The sequence below is a fragment of the Caballeronia sp. ATUFL_F1_KS39 genome, from assembly GCF_023630985.1.
In the GTDB taxonomy this organism is placed as follows: domain Bacteria; phylum Pseudomonadota; class Gammaproteobacteria; order Burkholderiales; family Burkholderiaceae; genus Caballeronia; species Caballeronia zhejiangensis.
Genome location: NZ_JALQDZ010000036.1, coordinates 14,040 through 27,558 on the forward strand (window position 1 = coordinate 14,040; position 13,519 = coordinate 27,558).

General features: G+C 59.7%; 15 protein-coding genes. 7 read left to right on the forward strand and 8 right to left on the reverse strand.

Features of this window, described 5'->3' with window-relative positions:
* The first annotated feature begins 29 nt into the window (after positions 1–29).
* Both NCR93_RS17210 and NCR93_RS17215 read left to right on the forward strand, forming a co-directional pair.
* Positions 30–386, forward strand: coding sequence for a hypothetical protein (locus tag NCR93_RS17210; RefSeq protein ID WP_175979352.1), 357 nt, complete (start codon positions 30–32; stop codon positions 384–386).
* Between the two features lie 67 nt (positions 387–453).
* Positions 454–1,197 carry an SDR family NAD(P)-dependent oxidoreductase gene (locus NCR93_RS17215; protein WP_175979353.1) on the forward strand — a complete coding sequence of 248 codons (744 nt, stop codon included), beginning with the start codon at positions 454–456 and terminating at the stop codon, positions 1,195–1,197.
* 10 nt (positions 1,198–1,207) lie between these two features.
* On the opposite strand, the gene NCR93_RS17220 is transcribed toward NCR93_RS17215, so the two are convergent.
* On the reverse strand, positions 1,208–1,840 hold the full coding sequence (locus NCR93_RS17220) for a response regulator transcription factor (protein WP_175979354.1): 633 nt from the start codon (positions 1,838–1,840) through the stop codon (positions 1,208–1,210).
* A 289-nt stretch (positions 1,841–2,129) separates the two neighbouring features.
* Between NCR93_RS17220 and hpaC the strand changes: the two genes are divergently transcribed.
* The gene (gene hpaC, locus NCR93_RS17225; RefSeq protein WP_008353320.1) at positions 2,130–2,666 is read left to right on the forward strand and encodes a 4-hydroxyphenylacetate 3-monooxygenase, reductase component; all 537 of its coding nucleotides are present in this window, start codon (positions 2,130–2,132) and stop codon (positions 2,664–2,666) included.
* A 43-nt stretch (positions 2,667–2,709) separates the two neighbouring features.
* On the opposite strand, the gene uraD is transcribed toward hpaC, so the two are convergent.
* The gene (uraD, locus tag NCR93_RS17230; protein WP_008353319.1) at positions 2,710–3,234 is read right to left on the reverse strand and encodes a 2-oxo-4-hydroxy-4-carboxy-5-ureidoimidazoline decarboxylase; all 525 of its coding nucleotides are present in this window, start codon (positions 3,232–3,234) and stop codon (positions 2,710–2,712) included.
* 110 nt (positions 3,235–3,344) lie between these two features.
* Entirely contained in the window at positions 3,345–4,292 is a 948-nt protein-coding gene (locus tag NCR93_RS17235) for a LysR family transcriptional regulator (protein WP_008353318.1), read from the reverse strand.
* Between the two features lie 288 nt (positions 4,293–4,580).
* On the opposite strand from NCR93_RS17235, the gene NCR93_RS17240 reads away from it, so the two are divergent.
* From NCR93_RS17240 to NCR93_RS17255, 4 genes are all read left to right on the forward strand, one after another.
* Positions 4,581–5,921 carry an MFS transporter gene (locus NCR93_RS17240; protein WP_175979355.1) on the forward strand — a complete coding sequence of 447 codons (1,341 nt, stop codon included), beginning with the start codon at positions 4,581–4,583 and terminating at the stop codon, positions 5,919–5,921.
* A 1-nt stretch (position 5,922) separates the two neighbouring features.
* A complete protein-coding gene (locus NCR93_RS17245; RefSeq protein WP_175979356.1) occupies positions 5,923–6,441 on the forward strand; it encodes a hydroxyisourate hydrolase in 519 nt (172 codons plus the stop codon).
* Positions 6,442–6,480: 39 nt separating this feature from the next.
* Entirely contained in the window at positions 6,481–6,819 is a 339-nt protein-coding gene (gene uraH / locus NCR93_RS17250) for a hydroxyisourate hydrolase (protein WP_008353315.1), read from the forward strand.
* A 256-nt stretch (positions 6,820–7,075) separates the two neighbouring features.
* Entirely contained in the window at positions 7,076–7,573 is a 498-nt protein-coding gene (locus NCR93_RS17255) for an H-NS family nucleoid-associated regulatory protein (protein ID WP_008353314.1), read from the forward strand.
* A gap of 70 nt (positions 7,574–7,643) precedes the next feature.
* Here the strand turns inward: NCR93_RS17255 and NCR93_RS17260 are convergent, their stop codons facing one another.
* The 5 genes from NCR93_RS17260 to NCR93_RS17280 all read right to left on the reverse strand — a co-directional run bounded on the left by NCR93_RS17260 (position 7,644) and on the right by NCR93_RS17280 (position 13,439).
* A complete protein-coding gene (locus NCR93_RS17260) occupies positions 7,644–8,045 on the reverse strand; it encodes a VOC family protein (RefSeq protein WP_033536174.1) in 402 nt (133 codons plus the stop codon).
* Between the two features lie 58 nt (positions 8,046–8,103).
* Positions 8,104–8,529 carry an organic hydroperoxide resistance protein gene (locus NCR93_RS17265; protein WP_008353310.1) on the reverse strand — a complete coding sequence of 142 codons (426 nt, stop codon included), beginning with the start codon at positions 8,527–8,529 and terminating at the stop codon, positions 8,104–8,106.
* Between the two features lie 183 nt (positions 8,530–8,712).
* Complete coding sequence (locus NCR93_RS17270; protein ID WP_239294403.1) at positions 8,713–10,518, reverse strand: alpha/beta fold hydrolase; 1,806 nt, start codon at positions 10,516–10,518, stop codon at positions 8,713–8,715.
* Positions 10,519–10,830: 312 nt separating this feature from the next.
* Entirely contained in the window at positions 10,831–11,829 is a 999-nt protein-coding gene (locus NCR93_RS17275) for a PDR/VanB family oxidoreductase (RefSeq protein ID WP_175979358.1), read from the reverse strand.
* Between the two features lie 65 nt (positions 11,830–11,894).
* Positions 11,895–13,439, reverse strand: a complete 1,545-nt coding sequence (locus NCR93_RS17280; RefSeq protein ID WP_175979359.1) for a Rieske 2Fe-2S domain-containing protein — start codon at positions 13,437–13,439, stop codon at positions 11,895–11,897.
* Positions 13,440–13,519 lie beyond the last annotated feature (80 nt).

Sequence of the window (13,519 nt, forward strand, 5' to 3'; positions counted from 1 at the left end):
ATAACGCATAACATCAGGAGTAACGCTTCATGACCGATAACCGAAACCTGCCTTTGCGCGTGCTCTTTTGCTGCGGCGTAACGCAGAACTTTTTTGATTTGCCGCGCGAGAAGATCGGCGAAGTATGGCAAGCCTACGGCAAGATGCTCGCTGCTGTCGAAGCGATGGAGAACGTGCGCGTGCTGGGCGTGATGGACGACGATCGTCTCGTCGTCGGCCAATCCGATGGCGCGCCGTGGACCTTCTACATCATGGCCGACGTAGCAGACTTCGATACGGCCGCCGCGGTATGCAATCTCTATCGCACGACGCCCGTCGGCGAATACAACCTGTGGCGTTATGGAAAGATCGAGGCGCGTGTCGGACGTGCATTGTCGGTGCCGTAACGCAACGCTCTGCGCCGTCGCCGCATACATTGCGGCCGCTCTCGCTCATTAGAAAGGGAACTCGAACATGTCCAACAGAATCGCGCTCATCACGGGTGCCGCGCGCGGCCTCGGCGCCGTGGTCGCGCGCCGCTTTCATGCCGCAGGCTATAGGGTTGCGCTGGCCGATATCGCAATCGAAGCAACGCAAGCGCTCGCATGCGAGCTGAGTGCGGACCAGAGCAGCGCATTCGCCATCAGGCTGGATGTGACATCGAAGACGGACTTCGAACACGCACGCGATGCCGTGCATGAACGCTGGGGCCGAATCGATGCGCTCGTCAACAACGCGGGTGCATCGAAAGTCGTGCCCGTGATGGAGATTACCGCAGAGCAGTTCGATCAGGTCATCGATATCAATCTGCGCAGCGTGCTCTTCGGCTGTCAGGTATTCGGCCTCTATTTCGCGGATCGCGGCGCGGGTCGCATCGTCAATATCGCATCGCTGGCGGGACAGAACGGCGGTTCGGCGACCGGCGCGCATTACGCGGCCGCCAAAGGCGGTGCGATTACATTGACCAAGGTTTTTGCGCGCGATCTGGCCGCGCGCGGCGTGACCGTCAATGCGATCTCACCTGGTCCGCTCGACCTTCCGATCGTGCATGAGAGCGTGCCTGCCGACAAACTCGACAAGGTTATCGCCGGCATTCCCGTGGGACGTCTCGGCTCGGCCGATTACATCGCCGACGTGGCCGTGCTGCTCGCATCACCGGATGCGTATTTCGCCAACGGTGCATGCTGGGACGTGAACGGCGGCCTTTACATGCGTTAGCGAGTTCGAATCATGCGCGCTCGTCGCCGGATGGGCTCCATACTTCGAGCACATCGCGCACGAGCGTCGCGATGGATGCAGCTCCGAGCTTGTCCTTGATGCTCGCGCGATGCACGTCGACGGTCTTGACGCTGATCTGCAGATCGGCGGCGATGCGCTTGCTCGCTTTGCCCTCGATCACGCCGCGCAAGACCTCCTTCTCGCGCCCGGTCAGCGAGTCGACGCGCTCGCGCAACTCGCGTTGCCGCTGGTCTTTCGCGTGACGCTGCATCGCGAGCTTCATCGCGCGCTGCACGCGATCGAGCATTTGCTGGGAGTTATAGGGCTTCTCGACGAAATCGATCGCGCCATGCTGAAGCGCGCGAACGGACATCGGAATGTCGCCGTGACCGCTTACGAAGATGATCGGCAAAGTCGCACCGCGGCGGTTGAGTTCGGCTTGCACGTCGAATCCGCTAGCCTCCGGCATCCGTACATCGAGCACGAGACAAGCGGGACGACTCACATCGAATGCGCGCAGAAAATCGGCGGCATTGGCGAACCCTTCCGACTTCACGCCGACTGAATCGAGCAGCCATGCAAGCGAGGTACGCATGCCGTTGTCGTCATCGACGATATAGACCATGGGAGCGGAAGAATTCATTGCGATTGCTCTTTCGATGCGCGCATCAGGGACCAAGCGCGCCGGAGGATTCGGCTGTCTCATCGCAGGGTCTGTTTTTTGATGCGCCAATGATAACCAGCCGAAATTCGCCGCGAAAGTCCTTTCTTTACCTCGATGACGCGAGATAGGTAAAAGCTTTAGTGCGTTCGGTAACTACGCCGGGCGAGCGGGCGGGACGTGCCGATTTTATTTGTGCGGTTCAGCGCGTACGCTTGATTGACCATTTGCTATACACAACCTGAACATGAAACGAACAGGAGACGCTCCCATGTCCGCGCTGCCCCGTCCCGACCTTTCCGATATCGATCAGGTGCGCAAGCTGTTCCGCCAGGCCATGGCTCATCTGGGCGCAGCAGTGAATGTCATCACGACGACAGGCACGCATGGCCGTTGCGGCATTACCGCGAGCGCGGTGTGCTCGGTCACGGATGCGCCGCCTACGCTGCTCGTCTGCATCAACAGGTCGAGCGCCATGCATGCCGCATTCGTGAACAATCGCAATGTGTGCGTGAACGTGTTGCCGGGTCATCTCGAACAGATCGCGCGACACTTCGCCGGTCTCACGCAATTGTCGATGGACGAGCGCTTTTCGTTACCGGTGTGGGACGAAGGCGCGAACGGCGTGCCGGTGTTGCGCGATGCGCTCGCCAGCCTGCAAGGGACGATCGTCGAGGCGAAGGAAGTAGGATCGCACTCGGTGATGTTCGTGCAAACCACCGCGATCCGCGTGCGCGACGACGGCGATAGCCTGATTTATTTCGATCGAAACTTTCATCGCGTGCCGCGTGCATGTGATGCACGGTAGTGCGTGCGCGAGCCTGATTCGTTTTCCGGCTCGCGCACACCGATCAATTCAACGCCGAAAGACGCGTATTCAGCCGCGCACGCGTGATCGCTGCGATTTGCGCGAGCGCCTCATCGAGTTCCTGCTGCGTGCTGCGTCCAATGCGACGTTCGAGCGCGCTGAAGATGCCTTCGCGCGTGTAGTGCCGCACGCAGATGATGAACGGAAAGCCATGCCGCTCGAGATAAGCTCTGTTGAGACGATCGAGCGACGCTTCCTGTTCCATCGACATGGCATCGAGCCCGGCGCTCTTTTGTTCGGCATCGGAATCGGCCGTCATCGTTCCCGAGCGAATGTTTGCGCCCGATAACAACGGATGCAGGTTCAGAAATGCGCGCTGGCTTTTATCGTCCAGATTGCGGATGACATCCATCATCGCGTCATGCAAGGCATTGGCGGATGCGAACGGCCGCACGCTCCACGCGCCCTCCGCCGCTTGCGGAAAATGCTCGAACACGCTTGCGAATGCACCAATGAATGCCGCGCGGTCCAGCGAATTGACCGGCTCCAGGTTGATCGACTGTGACATGCTCGCGTCTCCTATGGCGTGTCGATGGCAATTCGTGCCGAGTATAGGAACCGCGCGAGCGGGCGGCGAGACAGCCGATCCTATTGACCGCATAACAGAACACGATAGCGCTATGCGCGATGCATGTCGCGCAGCGCGCGCAATTCCTGAGCGGCCGCCGTCAGCATGCCGCGCAGCCAGACGTGCGATGCCGAGCGATGCCGCGACGGATGCCACAACTGATAAAAGCGCATGAATGGAAATTCAATCGGGGCGTCGAGCACAACGAGCGGAAGATGCTGCGCGTGATAATTCGCGAAATGCCTGCCGGTCGTGAGAATAAGATCGGTGCCCGGAATCAGGCTCGGCGCGAGATTGAAGTACGGGCAGCTCACGCGGTTATCGCGATGCACGCGCATGGTGCTGAGTCCCGTATCGACGACGCCGCGCTGGTCGCGCGAATATGGCGTGGGCACGATATGCGATGCACTCAGATAGTCCTGGGCATCGAACTTGCCTGATTGCGCATAGACGCTATCGCGCGCGACCACGCACACGACATCGTCCTCCAGCAATACCGACAAATGAAGATGCTCGGGCGGATTGGGCCAGTTGCCGATTACGATATCGGGCGAGCCTTCGGAAAGCCCCTGTTCGTAATTGAATGAAGCCGAAAGCGGCACCGCAATGAGGCGCGCGCGTGGTGCAGCGTGCCTGAATTCGCGCACGACATGCGCAAAAAACGGGGGCGCCAGGTAATCGGGCATTCCGACGGTAAAGCTTTGCTCGGTTGTCGCGGGATCGAAATGATCGTCGGATACGAGCAGGTTATCGAGCGCACTCAATGCGGCCTGTGCGCTCTGCGCGAGCTGAATCGCGCGTTCGGTCGGCACCATCGCGTTCTTTTCGCGCGTAAGCAGCGGATCGTTGAAGATGGCGCGCAGACGCTTGAGCGCCGAGCTGATGGCCGGCTGCGACTGGTTCATACGAATGGCCGTGCGTGACACGCTGCGTTCCCCGATCAGCGTGCACAGCACGCGCAGCAGATAGGTATCGAATGGATCGTCGGTGCGATTCATGATGATTTCGGTGTCTCTATTGTTCGCGTGGCTGCGCCGCTATTTTGCCAGCCGGCACTGCGGGAACTGCTTCATGCGAGGCGCGCTAGGGTAATCCATAAGGCGTGAAAAGTGCGGCGAAAAACCGTGCAAAGCCCTATCGCACAAGGCTTTCGAACCCATATACATGTTGCTATGGGGCCTATTGGCTCGTCCCCCGTTCCCGATTTTTTGGCCGTTTCTATACTTGCTTCCAACCGAGCGCACGGCCGTGTCCGCGCGACGCAAACCGACTGGAAAGGAGAAACCATGTCGCTCATCAAACAGGAGATGCCGGTTTTCGCGAGCGCGGTCGAAAGCGCCGAAGCAAGCGTCTATCGCAAGGTTTCATGGCGCCTGCTGCCGTTCCTCGGCGTGCTGTGGGTGCTCGCTTGGCTGGATCGCGTCAACATCGGCTTCGCGAAGCTGCAGATGCTCGACTCGCTGCATTTCAGCGAAGCCGTATACGGTCTCGGCGCGGGCATCTTCTTCATCGGCTACTTTCTCTTCGAAGTGCCGTCGAACATGCTGCTGCAGAAGATCGGCGCGAAAAAGACCATCATGCGTATCACGATATGCTGGGGCGTCATCTGCATGTTGCAAACGCATGTCACCACGCCCACGCAGTTTTATGTCCTGCGTTTCCTGCTCGGCGCATTCGAAGCAGGGTTTTATCCGGGCGTCATTCTTTACCTCACTTACTGGTATCCGTCGCAGCGGCGTGCGCGCGCCTTCGGCACGTTCATGTCGGCTTCTGCGATCGCGGGCGTGCTCGGCGGTCCTCTCGCCGGCTGGATCATGACGTCGATGGGCGGCGTGCACGGCATGCACGGATGGCAGTGGCTCTTCATCATCGAAGGTATTCCGTCGGTGCTGGCCGGTGTGTTCGCGTACTTCTACATGACCGACAAGCCCGAGCAGGCGCGCTGGCTCTCCGGTGATGAAAAGCGCGTCGTGCTCGATGCCCTGCAACGCGACAACGCAGCGATGGGCGAACGCGGTCACGACTGGCGCTCGCTCTTCAAGAACCGCAAGGTGTGGCTGCTGATCGCGATCTTCTTCTGCCTGCTGTGTGCGAACTCGACACTCACTTTCTGGATTCCCACCGTCATCAAGGACGTTGGCATCAGCACGCCGATGGCGGTCGGCTGGATCGCGGCGGTCGCCTATTTGTGCGGTGCTGCGGGCATGATCATCAACGGCGCGCACTCGGATCGCAGCAATGAAGTGCGCTGGCACTTCAGCGGTGCGGCAATCGTCGGAGGCATATCGATGGCCGCGCTCGCGATGCTGATGGGTTTCGACAAGATCTCGCCGGTGATCGCGCTGCTTGCGATGACCGCATCGCTCATCGGCACCATGAGCGCGATTCCCGTTTTCTGGCAATTGCCCAACCGCTATCTCGCTGGCAGTGCGGCCGCAATTGGCGTGGCGCTCATCAATTCCGTCTCCAATCTCGCGGGCTTCGGCGCGCCCTATGTGATGGGACTCATCAAGAACGCGACGGGCAAGGTGACGACCGGCCTGTACCTCGTGGCCGTAATCGAAGTGCTGGCCGCGGTGCTCGTGATCGTCGGCATCCGCAAGCTCGGCAACAAACAAGAGGCCTGACATGCGCGACAAGAACACATCATCCCCTGCATTCGACGTGAGTCGCCGTCGCTTTGCTCTGCAATCCGTGGCACTTGGCGGCAGCATGCTGATCGCGAAGACGGCGCTGTCCGCCGATGCACCCGCGCCGAATCAGACGACCGGCCCGGTGCAACAGGATGGCCTGAGCCCACGCCTCACGATGCACGGCCTGGACACATGGCATGGCACGCCCGCTTCGGGTATGCGCGTCGAGCTGTTTGCGATCGACGACGGGCGTTCGAAGTTCCTTCAGACGATCACGCTGGCTGCAAGCGGACGCAGCGAGCCTCCCCTCCTGATCGGCGATACCTATCGCGCGGGGACTTATGAGTTGTTGCTGCATGTGGACGAATACTTCGCCGCACGCAAGGCGGATCTTCCGCAGCCGATGTTTCTCTCGAAGATCCCGCTGCGCTTTCGCATCACGGACGTCAATCAGCGCATTCATTTGCCGGTGCTGTTCGGACCGTGGAGCTACAACTACTACCGCGGCAGTTGAGCCGGAAAGTACTCGAACGCGAGATCAGGAGAAAACATCATGGCCGCAGGCATTACCACGCACGTACTCGACGTCGCACTCGGCAAACCCGCCGCCGGGATGCAGATCGAATTGTTCGATATCGGCAGCGAGCCGCCCACGCTGCTCGCGCGCACGCGCACCAATCGCGACGGACGCACCGACTCGCCGATCCTGCCGGCGGCGCAAGCGCGAGCGGGGAATTTCGAGTTGCGCTTCTGGGTCGCCGATTACTTCAAGACGCCCGATGTATTCGCGGACGTCGTGCCGGTTCGCTTCACGCTCGCCGATGCGACGCAGCACTATCACGTCCCGCTGCTTTGTTCGCCTTGGAGTTTCGGCACCTATCGCGGAAGTTGAATCAGCGCTTACTGCAATTGACGATTGATGTTTCGCAACATGGAGACGCGCACGAACGGATAAGAAAATGTCTAAAGCAACTTTCCATTTCTTATTCGAACCGGGGTGAAATCTGGATTTGCAATGTGCGTCTCACCACTTACCGTCCTGGAGCGATATTCTAGACTTTCCACTGCTACGCATTTACACGAATCTCCTCTAGCGCATTGCGGATGTGCATGGCATAGTGCGATCGACGATCTATTAGAGGTAACTCATGTCAACGCTAGAAAGTATTCAGGCGCGTATCGAAGCACTTCAAGCGAAAGCGGATGCGCTCGTTGCAAAACAATCCGAGAATGCGCTGCAAAAGATTCATCACCTGATGTCGAGCCATGGATTGACCATCTCGGACATCGAAAGCTATTCCGGTTCACGCAAGAAGGCGGGCAGTTCGGCTTCCGCGAAGAAGCCCGGCGCAGTCGCCTATCGGGATCCAAAGACCGGTGCGACCTGGAGCGGCCGCGGACGCGCGCCGGGCTGGATCGCCAATGCAAAGGACCGTAGCAAGTTTGCGGTTGGAGCAAGCGCGCAGGGAACCAAGGCTAAAGGAAAAACGCGCGCTGCTGTCAAGCGCAAAGCAAAGGGACAACCGCGCGGTCCTCAACCCGCGCTCTATCGCGATCCGGAAAGCGGCGCAACGTGGAGCGGTCGTGGCCGCGCACCCGCATGGCTCGCATCGGTTAAAGATCGGACACCGTTTCTGATTGCCTGACACTGTATTCACACAAACGGCGGAGTTCGTGCACGACTCCGCCGTTTTCTTTGCGGTCCGGAGTTTCAATCTATACACGCGGATCGAAATCGAATTCGATCCTGATGCCGCCCGGTTCGTAAATCATCATGTGGCGCTTTGGACCGGCTCCTAGCAGTTCCGGCGCGAATTCCACTGCCACTCCCGGCCATGTCGACACGCGCTCGAGAATCGTCGCGAGTGCGGCTTCATCCGTTGCGCGCAATGCGAGATGATGAAGCCCGATATTCTTTCGCCGATCGAATGCTATAGGCGCCGATTCATCCTTCACCTGCCATAACGTAACCAGCAGCTTTCCGTCCGATACGAATACGGCGGGATACTCGGACCGCTCGCCGACGATCTGCCAGCCGAGACATTGAACGAAAAAGTCACGCGTTGCGTCGAGATTGCGCACGGTGAGACCTACGTGATCGATTCCAGATGTCAGCATCGCTTCCTCCGCGTGCATTCGAGCGTTCAGGAGAAAGGCCCCCGAACATTCGACATGCTTATGCCAGCGTCAATTTGACGTCGATATTATTGCGCGTTGCATTCGAATAAGGACAGACGATATGCGCCTTGTCTACAAGCGCCTGTGCCTCGCTGCGATCCATTCCCGGTAGCGAGATCTTCAATTCGACCTCGATGCCGAAACCGTTCGGGATTTGACCGATGCCCACGCTGCCATCCACCGCGACATCTTTCGGCAGCGTGATCTTGTCGCGAGCGGCGACGAATTTGATCGCGCCGATAAAGCACGCGCTATACCCTGCGGCGAAGAGTTGCTCGGGATTGGTGCCATCGCCACCACCGCCGCCGAGTTCTTTCGGGGTTGTCAGCTTGAGATCCAGATTGCTTTCGGGCACGGTCGCGCGGCCGTCGCGCCCGCCAGTGACATGAGCATGTGCACGGTATAGAACCTTTTCAATCGACATCGCCAGACTCCTGTGCGTTGTGTTGAGCGGATCTCGCGGCGCGCATGTGCCGGACGAAGTCCGCCGACATGAGTTCCCCACTGGACGCTGCCCGATATGGGCACGTTCCAATAGCGAAGGATACTCAAGTCACGGCGAGCTCGCCTGACGCATGACCGACGCGCCGAAGCAAGCTCGCTTCAATCACAAGACGACGGGTTCTCTGCCTGAAAAGACCGGATCTGCAACGGGCGATGTGTTTTCCTTCGCGATACGTTCGCACACCGCAACCACATGCGCCGAACCGGTCGTCATGAAGAGGGCGTGATCGAGGTCCGAAAAGATCGCCATTCGCACGGATGGATAGCGCGACAGTCGCGCGCCCTGCTTGCCGAAATGCGCGGCGATCAGATCCATGCCCGCATCGTACGCGCCATAGACGAGCGCTGTCTTTACGCCTTTGGCATCGAGCGCACGAATGATCGGTCCCGGTTCGGTCGCGAGCTCCGGCGCCGTGCTGCTCAGGCGGTCGAGCCTCAACACATCGACGATACGCGAACGCGCGCGCGTCGCCATATAGCCGAGCACGAAGCGCAATACGCGCATCAACTGCTTTTCGCCGCGCAGGATCGCTTTCCATTTCTGCGGATCGAGCATCGAGAATGCATAACCCGCCATGGAATTGCGCGTCGATTGACGCAAGCCGTCGGGCGCGACGTCCGCCGGTCTTTTAAACGTCGGCAGATTGACTGTGACGACACCGTTGATCGCATTCTCGGCGACCGCCGCCTTGAGCGCGTGATAAGCGCCCGAGCACACGCCGAATGCAAAGATCGACTTGTAGCCCTGCCGCGCGAGCCAGCGTGCGGCGGCCGCGGTGTCGTCAGTCGCGATCTGGTTATAGATGCGGCCGAACGCCGTATCCGATTGCACTGCGCCGGGCGCGGCCGGACTGTCGCCTCGGCCTCGCGCATCGAAACGCAATGATGCGATGCCGCGCCGCGCAAGCTCGCGTGCAATGCGAACGGATAGCCGGCTGTCGCCGACGCGCGCACTCGCCGATGTATTCGCAATGAGAAACACCGGACCTCGCGCGGCCCCCGTGCGCGGCTCGCACAAAATGCCGAAAAGCTTTTCGTCGCCGATGCGTACTGGGCGTTCGATAGCTTCGGGTGTGTCTATCTTTAGAGCGGACCAGTCAACGGCATCGGCCGACGACGGCGCTTGCCTGTTTGATGAATCCTTGCCAGCGATCCATTCCACGACTTGGGCGAACGCTGCGCGCGGCAATGCGTTGAATGCAGTTTCCTGAAGAAAGCCAGTGAGATCTTCGAACGGACGCGCCTGTGCTTCCACGCCCTTTTCGATGAGCGCGTCGCACAATGGATCCGTGCCGCCCGCCTTCATATTCATGACCAACGCGCGACGCGCTGGTGCCGCCGCGGCGTCTCTTACGCTCGCGACGAGATCGATCGCCTGCAATGAGCCTTTGAATTCATCGCTATAAACCTGGCCGAGGACGTTGAGCCGCGCGTCGTCCTTTTGCATCTCACGCAAAGGCGGTGCAAGCAGTTCGAGCCATGTCTTGCGCACGATGCTCAACTCGCGCATATACACGCGGCCACTCGCAACGGGTGCGAGCAGTACGAGGTCATCGACCGGTTGACGCAATGCGGCCTCGAGCGCGAACGCGGCGCCCACGCGAAAGCCGCATAACGTGACGTGCTCTATGCCTGTCGATGTCTTCAGCCATTCGATGGCCGCGTCGACGTCATCGACCGACGATTGGAATTGATCCGGTGCGAGATCGGCGCCCGCCGAGTCGCCCGTGCCTCGATAGTCGAAGCGCAGCACCCATATGCCTCGCGCGGACAGCGCTTCGGCGAGATGCCGCATGCCGCTATATGTCCACACGTATTCGTGCCCATAGGTATTGCAGAGCACTACGCCGCGCGTGCCGCTTCCGGCGTGCAGCCATCCGAATCGGTTCCCGAATACAACCGGTCTCATATCGATCTCGTCCTCGTCTTTGGTGGCGCGCAAGGATCGATGACTCGTCGTCCCGTTCTTGCAATGCCTGGCCGTCAACGTCCCGCCGAATGCGGGATCGCGAGGTATTGAGACGATTATATTAAGCGTCCTCTTCGTAACACGGCTTGCACCGGCGAATAGGTGCGAATGAGCTACCTATTGGCGCATAAGACATAGCTTGTGTGAGCTACCGCTCATTTCTTTATGCAAGGTTCGTCGGCATAACGTCAGATCGGCCGCAGACGAGTCCCCTCGCCTGCCTATATGACTTTTTGGAAGATCGATTCTCTATCAGAGATCCAATACGAGTACCTTGCTCGTCGCACGCGACACGCACGCGGTCAGAAAGTCGGTCTTTTCTTCTTCGCTCATGATGCAGTCGTTGTGCTCGACGTCTCCTTCGAGATAACGCACCTTGCACGTACCGCACAAGCCCGCGCAGCATGATGTGTCGATGAACACGCCCGCTCTCGCCAGTGCATCGGCAATGCTCTCGTCCTTCGTCACTTCGATTTCCTGTCCTGTGCTCGCGATACGCACGATGAAGCTGTCGTTCGCATCGTTGGCGGCCTGCTCGCCAGCGTTGCGCTCAGGTGCCTTGAAGTGCTCGAAATGCACCGTTCCGGACGGCCAGTGCCGCGCCGCATCCGCGCACGCTTGCATGAAGCCGCCTGGACCGCAGTAATAGACGTGCTCGCCTTCGCCGGGCGCATTCAGCAAGTCCCCGATATCGAGGCCCGCCGATGGATCGCCGCCATCGAAATGAAAATGCAGACGCCCGCTTGCGCGCATGAGCTCGAATTCCTCGGCGAACGCTGCGCTGCCCGCATCTTTCGCGCAGTAATGCATTTCGTATTCGATACCGGCATCGTCGAGTTCATGCGCCATCGCCTTCAATGGTGTGATGCCTATCCCGCCCGCGATCAGCAACACGCGGCGCGCGCCGTCGACGAGATGAAAGTTATTGCGCGGCCGGCTTACACGCACGATGTCCTGCACGCGCAATTGCTCGTGAAGCGCCTTCGAACCGCCGCGCCCGCGTTCATCGCGCAATACGGCGATCACATAGCGATGCCGCTCGCGTGGCGCATTGCTGATCGAATACTGCCGCACGACGCCGCCCTCGAGATGAATGTCGATATGCGCGCCCGCCGTGAAAGGCGGCAATGGCGCACCGTCGGGATCGATGAGTTCGTATGAATTGATGCCTCGGCCTTCGAAGCGGACCTGACGCACGAGCAGATTCAAGGTCTGACTCTGCGCGTCGGTCGAGATGGATTGTGTTGACATGGTCGACTTCCTCGAATCGATGATCCCGCATCGCGAGAGCGCCGTGCGCCCTCGCGTCGGCCGGCTTATTGCTTCATCGCGAGTTCGAGTTCCTCGAAGCGTTCGCGTACGAATGCGGTACGTGCATCACCCTTCAGCTTTTCGCTTTCCGCAAGGATCGCAACGATCTGCTTCGTCACCTTGCGACGGCGCATGACTTCTTCTTCGACGGTTTCGCCTTCGGGGATCTCGAACACATTGCCCGAGCAGAAGCTATTCGGCGCGCCCGCGTTCTCACGAAACCATTCCGCGAAGTTTTGCGCCGACGCGGCCGGATTCGAACCGCGCAACGCGTCGCGCAGCATCTTGCGGAACAGGAACAGGCCCGCGTCGAACTTGGTCGGATTCTCGAGCGCATGCACCGCGATTGGCCGTTGGCTGATGATGGCTTCGTAGTCGCCGGGCGCGTATTGCGCCTGCTTGTAGTTCGCACGCTCACGATGATTGGGCGGAATCGGCACGATGTCCTCGATCGTGTATTCGGCGAAGCGCTCGGGACGACGCATCGCGACCTGGCCGTCGAGGAAGTCGATCGACTCATAGCCCACCAGTTCCTTCTTGCCGATACCGCGCGTATCGATGCCGGGGCCCATGACGCGCCAGCCGATCATCTTGCTGTTTTGGTCGTCGACCGGAACCGTCCATCGGATGATATGAAAGCGGCTGAAGAGCTTCTTCTTCGAACCATCTTCCGATGTATAGGCATGCAGGCTCAGATTTGGCAGCACTTGATGCTGCACGCGCACGAACAAGCGGTCCTTGTTCACGCGGCGCGCGCCCGCGCACGCCAGACTGCGGCCTTGTTGGACCGGCTGAAAATGCATGTCGGGCGCGACTTCCATCGACGCTGCGCCGACTTCGTCGAACGTCGTGCCCTGGAACTGCCCTTTCACCACGTTCTTCGCGGCATGCAATGCGGTCGGATGAAAGTTATCGGCGGCGTTGTCCTGAACCTGCAACCAGTTGCAATGCTGGAAGTTGCTGTAGGGCACGAGTTCGTCGCCGGGCATCACGGTGTAGTCGCCTTCCCACTCCGGAAACGGCGGCTCGTTTTCCGGCGGTCCCATGTAAGCGAACACGAGACCGTGACGCTCGACTGCCTTATACGCACCCTGCCGAATGGAACACGCGTACTTTTCGGCCTCTTTCTCTTCGCCCTTCGGAAACGGCACATGCAGGCACGCGCCGTCCACGTCGAACACCATGCCGTGATAACAGCACATGATGCCGCGCTCTTGAATCGCGCCGTATTCGAGCGATGCGCCGCGATGCGCGCAATGCGCGTGCAGCAGACCCACACGCCCGCTGCCGTCGCGGAATGCCACCAGTTCTTCGTTGAGGATCTTCAGAAAGCGCGGCGTGTCGGTCAGCTCCATCGACATGCAGACCGGATGCCAGAAGGCGCGCATGTATTCACCCATCGGCGTCCCGGGGCCCGTCTCCGTCAGTTCCGGATCGTGGCCCGGCACCTTGTTCACGTAGTAACCGCCGTAGGGCACGAGCTTCTTGACTGTCGCGGCCGCGCCGCCGCTGCTCTGATGCCCTTCCAGCTTGTCCGATTTGATGGTCATGGGAAATCCTGTTTCGAGTGGGGTTGAATCGATCGATGCCTGAGACCTGAATTCTGCCTTCCGAACTCCGAACTCTGTAT